Origin of the sequence: Photobacterium sp. TLY01 (genome assembly GCF_021432065.1) — a bacterium.
Classification (GTDB): Bacteria; Pseudomonadota; Gammaproteobacteria; order Enterobacterales; family Vibrionaceae; genus Photobacterium; species Photobacterium halotolerans_A.
The window spans coordinates 155441-174736 of record NZ_CP090365.1 but is presented as its reverse complement, the minus strand read 5'-3'; the positions used below and the strand labels follow the sequence as shown (position 1 = coordinate 174736).

Below are 19296 nucleotides of genomic sequence, written 5' to 3'. Positions count from 1 at the left end.
GATTGGGAATCATTAACCCGGTTCAGCACTCAACTTTCCGGCTCGACTTCAGTAGTTTGGTGATCAGTCCTGATTCGAGATCGTTAAAAGAGTGAGACTAACTCACTGAATTGCCCAATATTGACAAGGATAGAACAAGAAAAGGTGATGTGTATCACTTCTATTCTACAATTCTTAATTATCAGATGAGGAACAATGACCGCCGGTGAACACGCAAATGCGACATGTTTGTTGCTCACGGTGAGGTCATTGCTTCCCTGCGTCAGTGAGGCGTTATGGCAGAGTCTGTCTCAGGCGGTCTTGCAACCCTGACCGTTGAAAACGGGGTGGTGTTTGTTATCAAACCCGATGGATCGGTAAAACCGGTCGACTTCGCCTACCAGGTTCAGGCAGATGAACTGGTGGTCGCGAACGGCTATGCCCGTTATGTCATGATGCAAAACGGTGAGCCAGTGCTGATCGATCGTCCCTGTCCAACCTGTGTTTTGCTTGATGGCGCCGGGGTTTGGGTGTCAGATCTGGCCGATAATGTTCAGTTTGAACAGCCCGACAGCGAGCAGCCACCGCCGGTTGCGCTGGATATTGAACAGCTGCAGGCGCTGATCCTGGCCGGGGAAGACCCGACGGAAGTGTTTGAGGCGGCCGCCCTGGGCAGCAGCAGTGCCAGTGTCGCTGCCAACAGCGGTTTTGTGGTGATTGATTATGACGGCGACAGTGTGCTGACTGAAACCGGTTTTGATACTGAGTACGAATTCGCCGAGGCAGACACCGAGGATGAAACCGATGTTATCTATGCCGCGAGCGGCGGCGCCAGCGTCTCTGTCTCTGTCACGGAAGGGGATTTAGCCCCTGCCACGTATCCAACCGAAACAACAGCCACAGTGCTGGTGGAAGCAGGCACCTTACCGCTTGACCCTGCGGCATTTACTTTTGATCCGGCCACCCTGAATGTCTTACTGGCAGAACTGGCAAATGAAGTCACCTCTGGCGGTCAGCCTGTGACTTTCCGTTTTGATGCTGGCCAGAATGCCATTGTTGGTGAAAGTCAGGGGCAGACGGTTGTTACGTTGTCTCTGGCGGCGCAATCCAGTGGCCGCGATGTAACGGTGACGGTGACAACTGTGCTGACAGGCCCGGTGGATCACCTTGATGGCGGCGCGGGCGGCAGGGTATCGATTGTCGGGGATACCCTGTCGATACGGGCCGATGTTCAGGGGGCCGATGTGGCCGGCAATGCGCTTGATGCGCCGATCAGCGTAACCGCCACCATTCTGGATGGTGCGGATCCGCAACTGGGTGCCGGCATCACCATTATTGATGAAGCCTCTGAGCTGGGGATTCCGCTTACCGGACAGGTCAGGCTGGATGTCGGCAGTGACGCGATTGACACCCTGGTGTTTGATGCCGAGCAGCCTTTTCTCGCCAATGTCACCAGTAACGGGAATCCCACCACACTGGTGGTCAATGGCAATCAACTGACCTTGCTCGATTCGTCGGACGCCGATGTCCTGACGATTACCATCAATACGGACGGCAGTTATACCGTGACCCAGTTTCTGGCCGTTGATGAGGCATCGTTGCTGGATGCGATTTTGCTGATAGGTGTCACCGCGACTGATTTCGACAGTGACAGCAGTCAGGGGTTTATCCTGATCGGGATATTTGATGGCGATACACCTCCCGGCGGAGAAACCATCAGCCTGGCGGTGACTGAGCCGGATTTGGTCCCGGATGATTACCCGGTTTCCAACAGCAATTCAGTAACAGTGATCGCCGGGGCTGATCGCATGGATCCGACCACACTGGAGGTGGATGCCACGCAGCTTGATGCCTTGCTGGCGGAACTGGCCGCCGAAGTGCAGTCGGGCGATCAGCCCCTGATTTTTACTTATAACGCGCAAACCGATGCGATTGAAGGGCGTTTGCCTGATGGCACTCTGGCCCTTGAAATCACCTTGTCTGCTGTTCAGGCGCCCAACGGTCTGGACATGACGGTGAACGCTACGCTGACCCAATATCTTCCCTTAAATCACAACCAGAGCGGTAACAGCGAAGGGCTGGTTGCTGTGTCCGGCGACACGATCGTGATCACTGTCCCGGTGCAGGCACGCGACACAGACGGCGATTTTCTCAATGATCCTGTATTAGTGACCAGCACGATTACCGACGGCGTGTTCCCAGCGTTTGGGGATGACAGTGGGGTGGTTGTCAATGAAACAACAGACGATGGTAATGCCGTCACCGGCCAGATCGCATTGGATATCGGCAGTGATGATCTTGCCTCTGTTACCATCATTGATAATCAGGCACTGGCTGACGCAATCGGCGCGCTATCCAGTAATGGCAATCCGGTGACTTACAGCATCAGTGACAACCAACTGCAGATACTGGATGCATCCGGCGCTGTCATCCTGACTGCGACCATCAGCATAGACGGCAGCTATGAAGTAACCATCACCAACTCGTTTGATGAGCTGAGCGCCGATGACCAGATTATCTTGCCGGTAGATGTGCTGGCAACCGACGACGACGGCGATACAGCGCAGGGGCAGATCACCCTGACGATTCAGGATGGTGACGATGCCGCAGGCGGAGAAGCGGGCAGCATTACCTTCACCGAGCCGGATTCCGATCCGGATAACTATCCGCAGACCGGGACGGATGACATTGTGATCCTGGCTGGTGCTGACCGCTTAGTGCCCGATTCACTGGCGCTGGATCCGGCGCAATTATCAGCGATTCTGGCTGATCTGGGCGCGGTTCTGACCTCGGATACGCAGACCATCACTTTCTCGGTTAATCCGGCAACCGGTGTGCTGGAAGGCCGTTTGCCCGACAATTCACTGGCGTTAGAAGTCAGCTTTACCACGGCGCAGTCCGGCGAGAAAGATTTGGCGGTCAGCATCACAGTAACCCAGCATGTGCCCTTAGATCATATTGACAGCACAGTCACCTCGCCTTACGTCACCACCAACGGCGAGACGATTGCATTAACCCTGCCGCTGAATGCCGAGGATACGGACGGTGACAGCTTAGTAACACCGGCAGCGATCACTGTGGTGATCAATGACGGCGATTTTCCTGCGTTTCTGGCAGATACCGGGGTGACGGCCAATGAAACGGCGGATAACGGCCAGACCCTGACCGGATCGATTGGGCTGGATATCGGCAGCGACGGCATTGATTCGCTGGTGTTTGATGATACCCAGCCAGCCTTAACGATCACCAGTAACGGTAATCCGGTGACCCTGGTTCCGAATGGCGATCAGATCACGCTGGAAGACAGTAATGGCACTGTGATCATGACGGTCACGATCACCTCTGATGGTCAGTATAACGTGGTGTTGACCGGCACCTTAGATCATCTGAGCGGCGATTCGCTGGATATCCCGATGAACCTGGTCATTACTGATAATGACGGTGATCAGGATACGGGGCAGATCACTGTGAGTGTGACTGATGGCGATGATCCTCCGGGCGGTGAAGTGATTGCGGTGACCGTGAATGAGCCGGAGTTGGATCCCAGTAATTATCCCGCACAAAGTAGCTCAACGGTGGCGGTTTCAGCAGGAGAAGACAGATTAGTCCCAGAAACCGTCGAAATCGATCCGAGTCAGTTGGCGGCGCTGATTACTGAGCTGGATGCGGAGCTGACTTCAGGCGGTCAAGCGTTGACCTTCACTGTCAATGCGGCAACGGGCGCATTGGAAGGTGCGCTCGCAGACGGCACGGTCGTGTTGAGTATTTTGCCATCGGCAGTGCAGGTGGCGGACAGCAATGATATCAGCCTGACGCTGGCGGTGATTCAGAATGCGCCGCTTGATCATCACCTGAACGGGAATGCCGACGGCTTTGTCGCGGTCGACGGGGGAACGATTCTGATTAGCTTGCCTGTTCAGGCCAGCGACGTCGATGGAGACCCACTGGCAGTACCGGTCGCTGCGACTGTGACCATCATTGACGGTAAGCTGCCGGCCTTTCTTGACGATACCCAGGTGAACGTGAATGAAACCGATGATCAGGGTGCGACTTTGCCCGGCAGCATCGGGATTGATATCGGCAGTGACGCGGTTGCCAGTCTGACATTTTTGCCGACTCAGCCAGGCCTGGTGGGTATACAGAGCAATGGCGAAGATGTCACGGTGAATCTGGTCGATGACGATACGCTACAGGTGCTTGACGCAGACGGTACTGTCATTTTGACGGTCAATATTGACGAGAGTGGTGCGTACGATGTCACCCTGACGGGCACTTTTGATCAGACCGATTCTGATCCGCTGGTGATCCCGCTGAATGTGTTGCTGACTGATGATGACGGAGACAGCACGCCGGGCACGATCACTGTCAATATCACCGACGGCGGTGATGCCGCTGGTGGCGGAAGTGTCGCTGTTGCTATAAGAGAGCCGGATTCAGATCCGACTTTATATCCGGAAAGCAACAGCCAGGATGTGGTGATTACCGCCGGTGCCGACCGGTTAGTGCCGGAATCAGTACAAATTGATCCGGCCGACGTGCAGGCATTGATCACTGAACTCAATGCAGAAGTGGGCTCAGGTACAGAGCCGCTGACTTTTACGTACGACCCGGCCACGGGGGTGTTACAGGGCGCACTGGCTGACGGCACCGTCGCTGTCAGTATTGTGTTGACGGCCACTCAGGTCGCTGACAGCAATGATGTGTCGCTCAATCTTGCCGTCACCCAGAATCTGCCGCTTAATCATAACCTGGCTGGCAACAGCGACGGTTTCGTGTCTGTCAGCGGTGACAGTATTGCCATCAACTTTAACGTCCAGGCCAACGATGCAGACGGCGATAGCCTGATCGCACCGGTGGCGGCAACCGTCACCATCAGCGATGGCGAGATCCCGCTACTGTTCGACGAAATCGGGGTGACCGTGAATGAAACCACCGATAGCGGTGTGGTGAACAACGCGGGCAGCATCCGTGTGGATATTGGCTCTGATGCTCTGGCAAGCCTGAATTTTTCGCCTGACCAGCCCGGCCTGACGGGGATTAACAGCAATGGCGAGCCAGTCACCTTTGCGGTCAATGACAATGAAATCACAGTCAGTGATGCCGATGGTAACCTGATTCTGACGGTGACCATTGCGGAAGACGGCAGCTACGAGACACTGCTGACCGGCACGCTGGATCAGGATGCCAGCAATAGTCTTGATTTGCCGCTCAATCTCATCATTACTGATCAAGATGGGGACACCAATACCGGCACTATCACCATTACGGTCACCGATGGCGATGATCCCGCCGGTGGCGGCACCATTGCCCTGTCGCTGACCGAGCCCGATCTGGCTCCCAGCGGTTACCCGGCCACCAACGCAACCACGGCAGATGTGGTGGCAGGGGAAGACCGGCTTGACCCGTCTACGATTGAAATCGACCCTGCCCAGCTTCAGGATTTGATTGATGAGCTGGAAGCCGAGCTGACATCCGGCGGACAGGCACTGACCTTCACTTATAACGCCGCCACGGGCGAACTGACCGGTGCGCTGACTGACGGTACGCCTGCTTTGACAATCACCCTGACCGCAGCGCAGGCTGCCAACGGCCAGGATGTAACCGTCAGTTTTTCAACCACTCAGCATTTACCGCTGGATCATGATCAAGCCGGCAATGACACCGGGCTGGTCTCGGTGAACGGTACAGATCTGGTGGTCAGTATTCCGGTTCAGCTGGCAGATGTGGACGGCGATCCGCTGCAGCAGCCCGTCAATGCACAAGTCACCATTACCGATGGCGTTCTGCCATCACTCGGGACAGACAGCGGCACCAACTTCACCGAAACTCTGGATGAACAGACAGTCAACGGCAGTATACCGCTGGACATCGGCAGTGATGCGATCGCCTCGCTGGAATTTGCCGACAATCAGCCATCGCTGGAGGATCTGATCTCCAACGGGGTAAACACCAGTTATACGGTGACAGGCAATGTCATTGAGCTGGTGACAGACACAGACGGCACGCCTGTGCTGACGGTCACCGTGAATAGCGATGGCACCTACACGGTTGTGCAGCATTTACCGCTGGAGCAGCTGGATGACGGCGATATCACCGAGCTGGTGCTGCCGCTGATTGCGGTTGATCAGGATGGAGACAGCAGCAATCAGGGCAACCTGATCATTAATATCACCGACGGTCCGGATGCGGAAGGCGGCAACCGTACCCTCAGTATCACCGAAGGCGATTTGGAAACCGCGAATCCGGCAGAGACTTATCCGGTGGATAACACCACCACTTTTGCGATTGCTGCGGTTACGGATGATTTAGTCGCCAGTACCCTGATGCTGGAAGCCGGTGCGGCAGACACGCTGCAAACTGAACTTGCTGCACTGACCTCAAACGGTGAAACGTTAACGGCACTTGTCGACGAATCCGTCGATGGCGTGGTCACGATTACCCTGGTGACAGCGGGCGGGAATGACCCGGTACTCACCGTGACCTTTACGGCCAGCCAGAATGGCAGTGATGTCGATGTCACCGCCAGCGTGGAGCAGTTCCGTCCTTTAGAGCATGTCGATCTCAATGGCGAGATCGTGCTGGCCAATGGCAGCGATATTCGCATCGATGTGCCGTTGCAGGTCGCCGACAGTGACGGCGATTTACTGGCCACGCCGGATGTGACCCGGATTGCGATTATTGACGGGGATCTGCCGGCATTCGGCAGCGATTCCGGCGCCAGTCTCAATGAAGGTGATGACGGCATCGCATCAGCGAACGGTACGATAGAGATCGATACCGGCAGCGACGATGTGGTGAGTGTCTTTTTCGATCCGGTTCAGGCTGCGCTGGACAATCTGACCAGCAATGGCTTTGAGACAGAGTATGCCGTGACTGGCGATACCATTACTGTCACGCGTACTGATGACCCTGCGATCACTGTGCTGACCATCACGATTGATCTCGATGGTAATTATGTGGTGAACCAGACTCAGCCGCTCGATCAGTTTGATGCGCCGGATAACAACAACCTGACTCTGACGGTCCTGGCGCAGGACAGAGATAGTGATACCAGTGCGCCGGCTACCATCACGCTCACTATCGCCGACGGGACTAACGCCGACGGCAGCTTTACTGGTGTAACTGACATCGTCTTGACGGAAGGCGATCTCACCCCGGCTGATCCGGCCGATGGTTATCCGGTCTCGGGACAGACAGAGTTCACGATCAATCCGGGGGTTGACCGGCTCGACCCGGCCACAGTCACCCTGGACACTGCCACGCTTGCACAACTAATCAGTGAACTGGAGGCTGAAATCACCGCAGGCGGCCAGCCTGTGACGGCAAACTGGGACGATGCAACCAAGGTACTGACCCTGACTGCCGGTGGGGCGACTGTACTGACCGCGACGCTGGTGGCGACCCAGAACGCTGATGGCGCAGGGCTGGATGTCAGTCTGGTGGTTGAGCAGCTTGCTCCTTTGGATCATCAAGGGACAGACACTTCAGACCTGGTGGTGTCGCAGAATGATCAGATCCAATTCCAGTTACCGGTTCAGGTGCAGGACACTGATGGTGATTTTCTCGATAATCTGGTGCCGGTCAATGTGACAATTCAAGACGGCGATGATCCGGTGCTGACTGCGATTGAAGCGGTCACTGTGACAGAAGCTGATCTGGATGGCGGCAGTAGCGTCCATCCGGGCACCAATCCCGGCGGTGACGGCGAATCTGCGACCGGTCAGATCACGCTCGATTCCGGCTCGGATCAAGTGACGCAATTTGTTGTCGATGTCGATGCCTTCAATGCGGCCAATGCCGGACTCACCTCAGGCGGCAATCCTGTGACTCTGGTCTATGATGTCGGGACAGACACTTATCTGGGTCAGGCCAATGGCGTCACCGTCTTCATTCTGGATTTTGATGTAGCGACAGCAAGCTATACCTTTACCCTGACGGGGGCGCTTGATCACCAGCAACCGGATGACGATACCAGTCTGCAACTGGATTTCACGGTGACCGCTGTCGATCAGGATGAGGATCCCAGCGCTGCGGTGACGCTGTCTGTGACTGTCAATGATGATACGCCAATCACGACTGATATCACCTTCGGGACTTTAGTGGAAGGACAGACAAGCAGCACGCTGGATCTGCTGGCCGTCAGTCAGGAAGGGGCCGATGATGCGCAAGTGACGGCTATCATTGACGCAGACGGCAACCGGACTGAGCTGGCCAGCGGGACGCCGGATGCCAACGGATTTATCGCGGTCGATATATTTGAAAGCGGCCAGCTGATTGGCCAGCTATTCGTGCATCCCGAAGGCGATGCGTTTTTTGTCTCGCAACCTGATATCGATCATGCCGACACCGCCCTGAGCAGCACGCTGACGTTCGAAGTGCTGGATGGCGATAACGATCTGGATACCAGCCTGATCAACCTGACCATCACAGATGAGAGCCCTGTGCTCACGGTCGATCCTGCGCAAGGCGTGGAAGAGCAGGGGCGCAATCCGGACCCGGACGAGAGTCTGGCCGATCCGACGCTGGGGATTCCTGTCTCCATGTCGATCGATCTGGGCGATCAGGACAGAGGCGAAACCATTGGGGATGTTTTTATCGTGCTGCCTGCTGAGCCGCACGGGGACTTTTACCTTAATGGCGTGCTGATTACCCCGACCGGCGGTCAGGTCCAAATTCCGGCCAGCGCCTTTACGGATCCCGACGGGGACGGCGTGTTTGAGCTGGAAGGGGTCACCTTTGTGCCTGACCCCGATTATTCGACGGCTGCCGAGCCTGGTTTTTTGCTGGATTTCACGGTGACCGCTCAGGTAAATGTCACAGAAGGCACGCCGCCGGCTCAACTGACCGGTACTTTGTCCGTTGATGTGCAGGGGATTGCCGATGTGCCTGTCTGGGACGGCGCGGCACAGGTTCATTACGGCAACGGGCAGGAAGACGGTGATAACATCAATATCGGCCCGTCATTCAATGCCTTGCTGCAAGATACCGACGGCTCCGAAGAGCTGGTGTATATCGTGCGTATTGTCGAAGGGGAAGGCCAGATCGTCGGTGAAGGGCTGATTGATCAGGGCGACGGGTCTTTCTTAGTCCCGGTCAGCCAGATCAATACTGTGGCTGTCGATCCGGCGGATAATTTCAGTGGCGATATCCGCCTCGAACTGATCGCCCAGAGTACGGAAACCCTGAACCCGCTGGCCGGTTCGGAAACCGCCCAGTCTGTGGTTCAGGAAGTGGTGATCAACGTGCTGCCGGTGGCTGATGATGCACAGCTCAGAGTGACACGGGTGGAAGGGCTGGAAGATGAACCGATTCCGCTCAGTGATCATATTACGCTGACCGAGCTGGACGACACCGCCGATGATTTTGGCGTAGAAACCCTGTTTGTCCGTATTTCTGGCCTGCCGGATGGCGCTGTCCTGCTGCAAAACGGTACACCCCTCAGCCCGGATGCCAATGGCGTCTATGAATTTGCTTACACCGATATCGGCGAGATTGCGTTACAGCCGGTGCCGGAAAGCAATGTCGATTTTTCTTTCACTGTGGAAGGGGTTGTCCGGGACGAAGTGACGATCACGCTGGCAGACGGCACCACCACCACGGCGACCGATGAGCGGGTGATCCCGGCGCAAACCATCAATGTTGCGCTCACCGGTGTGGCTGATCAGCCGTTCATTGACACCACAGGTTCCATCTGGACTGAAGTGCCCGGCGAGGATGCGCTTGAGACCACCATAGAGGAAGGCGGTCAGGCTACGGTCGATTTCATGGTGTCGTCGGGAGAAAAACCCAATGCCCCGGATGACGACTCTGAGATTTTGTCGGTTCTGGTGGCCAACATTCCTGAAGGTACGGTGATCTTTGATGCCTCGGGTAATGAACAAACCCTGATTTTTGCCGGGACAGACCCGGTCACCGGCTTGCCCAGGTATCAGCTGAGCCTGAACGGTACAGTGACCGCTGGCGAAATTGTGATTCAGCCGCCACCCAATGCGACTGAAGATGTGGTGCTGGATGTGCGTTATGTGGTGACAGAAAACGATGGCGATCAACTGGTGTATGACACCAATCTGATTATTCATATTGAACCTGTCATCAACAGCGGTGATTACACCCGAACCAGTCAGGGCCTGGAAGATCAAGCGGTCACAATCAATTGGCAGCCGGTGCTGGCAGACAGCAAGGAGTTTGCCACCGGTCTGACGATTCAGAACATTCCGACAGACCCGGGTTATTCACTGCAAATCAATGATGGCGGCAGCATCACGACTCTGACTGTGGATGGCAGTGGCTCGGTGACACTCAGCGCGGCAGAATTTGCGTTGTTGCAGGGCGGGGCACAGCTGCAACTGCTGGCACCGGAAGACTCAGATCTGGATGTCACCCTGACCACAGTGGTGGACCTGCAGGAAGATGATGTTGACTCGCCTGCTGTGGCAACCGGTCAGGTTACGGGCACGCTCACCTTGAATATCAGGGCGGTTGTCGAACCGGATGCCGGCATTGGCGTTCAGATTGGCACGGACGGCAGCGGCAATCCGATCTTTGAGGACAACGAAATTACCGTCGATGGCGAACTGGACCTAACCGGCGGCCCGGATTCCGTCGGCATCGTCGCGTTTGAAGATTTTGATCCCAGCAGTGATGAGGTGATCACCAATGTGGTCATTACCTTTTTAGATCAGCCCAATGCCGGATTTGTGGTGATCGGCGGGATTAACAACGGGGACGGCAGCTGGGTCGTGCCAGCCGGGGATATTGACCAGGTTCGCATTGTTGCGCCACCGAATTTTGTCGGCTCGGCGCAAATTGAAATCGCCGGCGAAGTCCAGGATCTCAGTGATGACGGCGATCCCAGTGCCATTGTGATTGTCTCTGATGTGATCACCGTAAATTTCAGTCAGGGGGATTTTGATAAGTTCGCCGGTGAAATTGTCGTGGATGATTCTGTTGTGGTGCTGGGCACGGAAGACACACAGGTCGAACTAGGCGACTACCTGCTGCAAATTGTGCAGGTAGACACGGCATCCGGCGATCAGGACGACGATGAATTCTCTCTGGTGATTGATGCCAGTTTATTGCCGCCGGGTGCCTCGATATCCGGTATGGAATTCAACTTCACCACAGGCCAGTACCAGATCAAAACCACAGTTGGCCCGGACGGAACCGTCGATTTGACCGGCGTAACACTCAACCTGCCGCAGGATTTTGCCGGTGATTTTATGCTGGAGGTCCGTTACGTCAACACAGACATCGTCAGTGGTGACAGCAACCAGGTGACAGACAGCATTCCTATCCGTGTCTCGCCTGTGGTGGACAATCCAAGCACCAATATTTCGGTGGTCGACACTCAGGGACTGGATGCCGATCGCCAACCGGTGTCGGAATCCGGTGAGCCGGAAGTCATCGTCTCAGGCACGGCCTATGAAGACGGCCTGATTACGCTGGATTTAGGCGGGGTGGTCGGCGATATCAGCACAACACCAGAAGAAGGCCTGGAAACCTTTACTCAGGTCACTGTGACGGTCGCGGATCCGGCAACGGGCTTATTGGTGGATGCCGATGGCGACCTGGTGACCAGCATCACGATTACCGATGCCAGCCAGCTCAGTGCGGTCCAGTTCCAGGGCGCCGAAGATTACAGCGGTACTGTGGAATTATTGGTGAGCGCCGATGTACAGGATCTGGCGGTTTTTGATGAAACCCCGGGCGCACCGACTGAAACGGATACGGCCAGCGTGAATGGCAGTTTGAATTTTGAAATTATTGCCGTCAACGATCAGGTCGAATTCGTCGGAACCGATATCCCTATCGTGCAGTTTGAAGACGCAACTGAAATTATTCTGGGGGGGATCTCCGGGGCGGCGCTGGATATTGATGGCTCAGAGCAGTTTGTGTCGGCCAAGCTGGAGAATGTACCGGAAGGTTTTGTCGTGCTGGGGGCGGCGAACAACGGGAACGGTGAGTGGTCATTTGCGGCAGGACAAGGCAGTAATATCACCATTGTTCCTCCCAAAGACTTCAGTGGTGTGGTGGATATCGACATTGTGGTGTTCACCAAAGAAGACAGTTTGGCTGATCCGGTGGAGTTCCGGGATACCTTTAATCTGGTGATTATCCCGGTGGCTGACGGGGTGGATACGGACATTACAACCACAGCCACAGGCACGGAAGATCAGAATGTCGAGCTGCTCCTGAATATTCAGGCCATTGATGATGAACTCAGCGTGGCAGAAGCACCCAATGTCAATGAAACCGGTCCTGAAATGCTGCAGATCATCGTATCCAACGTGCCGGATTCCAGCAGCATTGAACTGCCACCGGGTGTACCCGGTAATGTGACGGATAACGGTGATGGCAGCTGGACGGTGCAGGTGGAAAGTTCCTCGCTGGACAGCCTGATTTTCGTGCCGGGTGATGCCAACAGCAGCAACTGGAACGGTGTGCTGGATCTGGATATCCGCGCTGTCGATTTAGACGATGAAGCCACGGATGAGCTGGCGGTATTTGAAACCATTACGGTGACACTGGACAGCGTCAACGACGCGCCGGTCAATGTCGTACCTGCTGATCCGCTGACCGTCGACGAAGACACGACGCAGCTGATCAATACCCTGCAGGTGACAGACGTCGATGTCGATGAAGACACCGAAGGGACGATGACAGTGACCCTCACTGTGACTGACGGCGTACTGGCGATCCCTCCCGGCAGTGATACCGGCGCGTTGAGTATTTCCGGCGACGGCTCAGGTACCTTAGTGCTGGAAGGCTCTATCACGGATATCAATGCCTTGCTGAGCAGTGGCATCAATTTTACTCCTGATGCTGAATTCAGTGGTGATGTCACCCTGACGATGACCACCAATGATCAGGGCAATACCGGCACAGGCGGGGCGCTGGAAGACACGGATACTGTCACCATCCAGGTCCAGGCCATTAACGATGCCCCTGAATTGCCAGTGATCCCGGATCAGACGGTCGACGAAGATACGCCATTGATGATTAACGGCCTGTCGGTGACAGACGTTGATTTTAATGACGCCGGATCAACCGGCGTGATGACGGTGACCCTGAGTGCGGCCAATGGCACCTTATCCGTGACTGTCCCAGGCGGGTCAGGCGCATCCGTGACTGATAACGGTACGGGCAATGTCACCCTGGAAGGCAGCCTGGATGAGATCAATGCCATTCTGGCGGCGGGGGTCAGTTATCAGGGCGAGTCCGGTTTCAATGGCGATGACGCCGTGACCGTGACGGTGAATGACAATGGCAATGTGGGCACAGATGGCCCGAAATCGGCTTCAACCACAGTCAATATCAGTGTGTCGCCCGTGGCGAATCCGCCATCACTGACGCTTGCTGTGCCGCAAACGGCAGTCATGCGTGGTGCGCTTGGCGTGATGATCCCCTTAGTCGGGCTGGAAGCAGTTGCGGCTGATCCAAATGAAACCCTGACCGTTGAAATTCGTAATCTGGGCGCCGGTCAGTTGGTCGATAGCACAGGTGCCGTGATTGGTACTGATAACGGGGACGGCAGCTGGACAGTGACCACAGATTTGCTGGCCGATTTGTTTGTGGCTGGTTTACCGGAAGGCACGAGCAATCTGGAGGCGGTGGCTGTCTCGGAAGAAGTCGACGGCAGTCAGGCAGAATCAGCTCCGGTTGCGATTGAAATTCGTATCGATGATCCGGCAACCACTGGTGGTGAAATTGGTGCTGGTGATGGCGGCGAGCCGAATCTGGTGATCAGTGGTGACGGTGACGACACCCTGTTTGGCGGTGACAGTGATGATATTCTGATCGGCGGATTAGGTGCGGACATTCTGATTGGCGGCGCAGGCGATGATATTCTCTGGGGCGGTGAAGAGGGCGGCTCTGGCGACGGGGTACGCGACCTGTTCAAATGGATAGCGGCGGATTTGGGCAGCGCGGGCAGTGCCGCAACGGATACAGTGAAAGATTTCGAATCCGGTATTGACGGGATTGACCTGACCGAAGCGGTCGATACCTCAGGCAGCACCTCCTTTGATGAGTTGGCTGCGCAGATCCAACTGGCCGACAGTGGCAGTGATACGCTGCTCAATATTCTTGACGGCGGCGCTCTTGTGCAGAGCATAGTGCTGGAAGGCGTCAGTCAGGCCAGTTTACTCGGGGAAGATCCGGCCGGATTAACCGACGGAGAAAAACTGGAAACCCTGTTCAGCAATGGTTCCCTGCTGCTGGATATCAGTTTTGCCACCGCAACCAATGATGTGCTGACGGCACAAACGGCGGGCAGCACCCTGAGCGCACTGGCGGGTGACGATACTCTGATAGCCGGCCCCGGTGATGACATCTTAACCGGCGGGGAAGGCGCCGATAATTTTGTGATCAATACTGCCTCTGTCACTACACCGGCCAACACCGATGTGATTACAGATCTGAATCCCGGTGAAGATGTGCTGACCCTGTCGGATGTGTTGCCGGACGACGGTGCTGATGAGCTCACCCGTCTGCTGGATAACATTGACGCCAGTATTGATGCCAGCGACAGCGTTAACCTCACATTGAACACGGCGGACGGTGAACACAATGTGGTGCTGGAAAATCTGGACCTGGGTGGTCTGGGACTGGATATCAGCTCAAGCGCCACAGACATTGTCACCTCCCTGTTCGACAATAATGTGTTTAACCTGGATCCCTAGAGGTTGATGAATAAGCAAGCCACTGAAGCGCAGTCATCGCAGTTAACATGACCAACATAAACAAGACGTGGCAATCGGGTCGCACCAATCAATGTCATCCTCTTTGCGCCGGCGCTTGCGACGGGATCTGCTGGCCTGTAATTGTAACGACGCGGCTTTGCATGCTTTGAATTGCTGGGAAATCTCTTTCCCGATTGTTGTCCAGTGGCTGGTTTGCAGAATCGTGATGACTGCCCCTGAACAACTGGGTCCATTGTGAAACGCCGCATACGCACAGCGAAAACCCTTGTGAGGAGAAAGGTACCTTTGGTAACCCTGAATTGCCCGGATAGCTAACACTCGCATATTTACCTCTGTCTGCCAAAACGTGTAATCAGACGTGTCTTTCATCAGACTGTCTTCTGGCATAGGCGGTCATCAGTGTGGAATTGTGAGGTTTCTGCGAATGTTCGGACAGTTCACCGTCACTTTAGGTGTCGATAGCCATGATTACGCCACCCGCATAGTCGCTAACCGGTACAGATCCAGCGCGCGTCGTTTCTGCTGTTCAGTCGGGCGTTTATCATGGCAGTAAAGCCAGTAGCAGGATTTCAGAATCTCATTGACTTCATCATGTTGCAGCCAGGCCGGGGTAGCCAGCGCGGTGAGCTCCAGAATTAAAAAACACAGTTCATGGTGAAACGGCACAATGAAAAAGGCGCGATAAGCGTGTTTAAGGGCTTTATTGGCAAGGTTCTGCTGCCGGTATGACTGCGCTTTCTTAACCAGAGCGCCCCCCAGTTTCAGCCGTTGGTAAATTTCATCCTGAAAGCCGTTCAGCAGCTCAATCTGGCTGAGCATCAGCCCCTCGTCTTCTGTCTGGCCGCAGATTTTGCGCGCTTTGACCATGGCTGCTTCATACATGTCCGGCATACCGCAAAATCCATACATACGTGCCAGGTTCAGCGCGGTGTAAAAGTCATCCGCTGCTACGCTATCCATGTCAATTTGGCTTGCGATGCTGTAGCAATTCTGGATCTCCCCGCGCATACAGGCGAGTATCGCCAGCCCAACCAGCAGACTGGGATGATTTTCGAGCTGTTTATCTTCTTTCGCGGCTTTCTGATTAAGCTGGACAAGCGCGTTACGGGCTTCATCAATCAGCTTTGTGGCGTGTTTTGCATCACGGGAATAGATGCTGGCCAGCAGCAGTGAGATGGAGGCGTTCACTTCCACCCCGTAACTGTACTGGCTGGTGTCTGTGACTTTGCGTGTGAAACGCTGATAGCCGGTTGCGGCTTTGTTATGGTCCTGCTGGCGAGCGTACAGGTTCGCAATGATCAGTTCCCGGATCGGGTTAGCCGGATTGATTTTATGCAGCATCAGAAAGTGCTGTAAGGCTTGCGGCAGTTCGTCTTGTCTGATCAGACAGTTAGCCAGCCCCTGGCGGGCTTTGGGATGGTGCGGATGTTTTGCCAGAATTTCATGGAAAATCTCCTCTGCCTGCTTGAGTTTGCCTAAACCCTGAAGTGCATTACCGAACCCAATCATGGGCCAGATATGCTGAGTTTCCGCACAGGCCTGTAAATAAAAGGTTTCAGCCTCCTGGTGACGTTGCAACCGCAACAGGCAGTCACCCTGTAAGCGTGTGATGTAGCCTTTATACTTGGGGACGTCCTGAGCCAGCGCCGAGGCAAGATGCAGAGCTTGTTCGTACTGTTTTTCGTCAATGGCGGTGAGCAACACTTTTAATGCCGTTTTTCGCTCCAGTACGTATTCGATCCTCGAAATAAAATCAGAAAACCGAAACGGCTTAATCAGGTAATCGTCGGGCTCCAGTTCCAGAAAATGGGTCACGACCTGCTGGCTGTTATCGCCTGTCACACAGATAAATACGCTGCCGGGTGATAACAGATGGTTATGTTTGATTTCATCGAAAATAAGTCCGCCATCAATATGGTGCTGCATGTTGTAATCACAAAGCACCACATCGTACTGGTTAGTTCGCAGCAGCCGCAGCGCCTTCAGGCTGTCTGTGGTGGTTTGAATGTGTGAGTTGGACACACCGGCTTTATTCAGCATGGAGCGCGTCAGTGCGATAGCGGTATTGCTGTCGTCAATGATTAAAAAAGCGTGGTGGCATAACAACATAGGCCTCGCCTTCCCTGACAGAGCATATTCACATACAAGATTAGTACATTGTTTCATATCAGTTCAGGAAATCACGCTACTTAGCCGCCATAACTGCAAAATTAAAATCTGTTTCACCTGGTTCAGTACTGGATAACCGGGCTGTTTCATGGCCATCCTTTGCGCTATGAGCAGCAAAGTAAAAGCCGAGAATAATGACCTGAAAAAGACACGCGAGCCAGCAGGGCAGAAACGGAATCCGGTTCTCACTTCGGGCTAAACCGTTAAATCGACAGGGAAATCCGTCTGAATCACTGAAATTCCAGTGAGAAAGCAATCCGGTCTGGTTGATAAAATAGTCAGATTATTGATGAGATGAGGACGGGTAATGCCGGTAACAGTAAGTGCAGATGGGTTGAGTATTGTTCACCAGGGCTCGGAGGGCGTGGCCAACGCCGATATTCCGGATGTCTGTATGACACAGTGTGGGCCACCCGTAGTGCCGATTCCGTATTCCAATGAAGCCAAATCAGCCGATCTGGTGGATGGAACGACGACGGTGACCATGGACGGTGGTAACAGTATCGCGATCAAACCCAGTAAGTTCTCGACCAGTACCGGCGATGAAGGCGGAGACAAAAAAGGCATCGTCTCTGGTGTCATTCAGGGTGAAGCGGCTTTCGTTACTGCTTCTGCAACCGTCAAAATCGAAGGCGAAGGGGTTGCCCGCTTGTCTGACATGATGACCATGAACAAAGCCAATACCATGTGTCTGTCGGGTGTCTCCCAAGCCAGCGTCGAAGTACCGCCAGATGAAGCAGCGACGTTTGACGTCACCTTGAGTTGCCGATACCCAACGGGGGCCCCGCTGGCCAATGCACCGTTTACTGTCACCGATGAAGGCGGGGCAGAGCTGGGTAGACCAACCTGCTGGCCCTGAACGCCGCGATTGAAGCCGCCCGTGCCGGGGAAGCGGGACGTGGCTTTGCCGTCGTTGCTGATGAAGTCCGGACGCTGTCACAGCGCACTCAGGAATCGACGCTGGAAATCCAGAAAATCGTCGAGCAACTTCAGCACGGCGCAGAAAATGCGGTGAAAGTGATGGCAACAGGGACAGAAAAAGCCACAAATGCTTCGAAGATATCAGCAGAAGCTGGCGTCGCACTCAATAATATTAACGCTGAAGTGCAGACGATCCAGGCGATGAACCAGCATGTCGCCACCGCCACAGAGCAACAAACCCTGACCCTGAACGACATTAACTGCAATGTGGTCAGCCTGAAGGATATGTCCCTGTCGGTGGCGACGGAGTCGAACCAGATGGCGCAGGCGAGCGATGAACTGCTGCATGTGTCGGCGGATCTGATGAAGATGATCAACCGCTTTAAGCTGGCTTAGCGGCCAGCGTTGGATGCTGAGTCGTATGGAATCCGTTCCTTGCAATGGACCAAGATTAAATGATTGATATTTATCTGGAAACTATCATCCCCGCGAAGGCGGGGATCCAGTGACGGTGGATGAATGCATCCGATCTTCGTTTGCTTCTGATACCTAGCGATATGGATTCCCGCCTTCGCGGGAATGACGACTTAACTACATGATATTAAAATCGAAATTTTTCCATCTGGTCTGAGTCCCGTGCCAGGCACAACCTGAACGGTTGAAGTAAGTCATGTATTGGGGAGGGAATGTGTGACTGGCTTTTGCCTCATTGTTGGTTTAGAGGGACAGTGCAGTGCTTGTCCGGGCATTTTTTTGTGGCCCGGCAAAGCGGGCAAACCTTTCAGGTTGAGTTAACCCAGACGAGCGTACGTTCAGGTCGTTCGTTTGCGGTGAAGACATTGCAAAACGAAGCCGTTGTACTGATTTTTTGCCTGAAATCACACTGTGGTGATTCAAGACAGCAACCCTGAAACCGTGTTTTCATCTTGGAAACGGGATGTTTGGGGGTTTTGATAGAGCGTTTTGGCGGTAGCGTGGTTTGGGGTAATTTTGAGGGTTTTGCGGGTATGTCGCGCTTACGTTTAGTAGCAATCTCACCATTTCCGGATGCGCGCCAGACACTCTTTGCAGGGGCAAAGAGTGCCCAGAAAGCCCTTTTTGTTCTTTGGTGTGGTCCGGGACGGTTGTAGGCGCTCCCGGCGCCGACAACCTAAAAATTCGTCCATGAATTTTTCCCTGGGGAAGAAGATTTCTTGGATCTTGTAGTTGTTATTGTACAGTGTGTTTTCAGCTAGGCATTCATTATTCACTTCTGGCATTGCCGCGCAGGCGGCAATCCATACAACGAGTGCAGTTTCTGTAGCTGGGTGGATATGCTGAGGCTTCTTTGTGCAGGGTAAGTGACCGATGTCGCTTTTCTCACAAGCTTATGCGTCGCTGATTTTTGGTGTAAGTCATGAAATAAAAAAACAAATAATATCAATTGGATAGCTTAAGTCGATTGAGTAAGATACACGACATGATGTCGTGTATCTTACTGATAGATTCATCTGGTTAAGCGTATTTAATTAAATATAATCAATAT

4 protein-coding genes and 1 pseudogene are annotated in these 19296 nt (G+C 54.4%); 3 read left to right on the top strand and 2 right to left on the bottom strand.

All coding sequences use genetic code 11. The annotated features are described in order from the left end of the window. The first annotated feature begins 275 nt into the window (after nt 1–275). Nucleotides 276–14660, top strand: a complete 14385-nt coding sequence (locus LN341_RS16345; protein ID WP_234206035.1) for a retention module-containing protein — start codon at nt 276–278, stop codon at nt 14658–14660. A gap of 42 nt (nt 14661–14702) precedes the next feature. Here LN341_RS16345 and yidD read toward each other — a convergent pair whose 3' ends face one another. Beyond that, nucleotides 14703–15005: a membrane protein insertion efficiency factor YidD gene (gene yidD / locus LN341_RS21900; protein ID WP_120512811.1), complete on the bottom strand. Its 303-nt coding sequence runs from the start codon at nt 15003–15005 to the stop codon at nt 14703–14705. Nucleotides 15006–15149: 144 nt separating this feature from the next. Beyond that, a complete protein-coding gene (locus tag LN341_RS16340; protein WP_234206033.1) occupies nt 15150–16790 on the bottom strand; it encodes a tetratricopeptide repeat-containing response regulator in 1641 nt (546 codons plus the stop codon). Nucleotides 16791–17157: 367 nt separating this feature from the next. On the opposite strand from LN341_RS16340, the gene LN341_RS16335 reads away from it, so the two are divergent. Beyond that, a complete protein-coding gene (locus LN341_RS16335) occupies nt 17158–17709 on the top strand; it encodes a DUF4150 domain-containing protein (protein WP_370643776.1) in 552 nt (183 codons plus the stop codon). Beyond that, a pseudogene (locus LN341_RS16330) lies at nt 17691–18167 on the top strand (methyl-accepting chemotaxis protein); the annotation flags it as partial. The gene LN341_RS16335 and the pseudogene LN341_RS16330, both read left to right, overlap by 19 nt. Nucleotides 18168–19296 lie beyond the last annotated feature (1129 nt).

Bases quoted from the DNA above. Each gene is read 5' to 3' on its own strand.
- LN341_RS16345 (WP_234206035.1), top strand. From the start codon at position 276: ATGGCAGAGTCTGTCTCAGGCGGTCTTGCAACCCTGACCGTTGAAAAC.
- LN341_RS16340 (WP_234206033.1), bottom strand. From the start codon at position 16,790: ATGTTGTTATGCCACCACGCTTTTTTAATCATTGACGACAGCAATACC.
- yidD (WP_120512811.1), bottom strand. From the start codon at position 15,005: ATGCGAGTGTTAGCTATCCGGGCAATTCAGGGTTACCAAAGGTACCTT.
- LN341_RS16335 (WP_370643776.1), top strand. From the start codon at position 17,158: ATGCCGGTAACAGTAAGTGCAGATGGGTTGAGTATTGTTCACCAGGGC.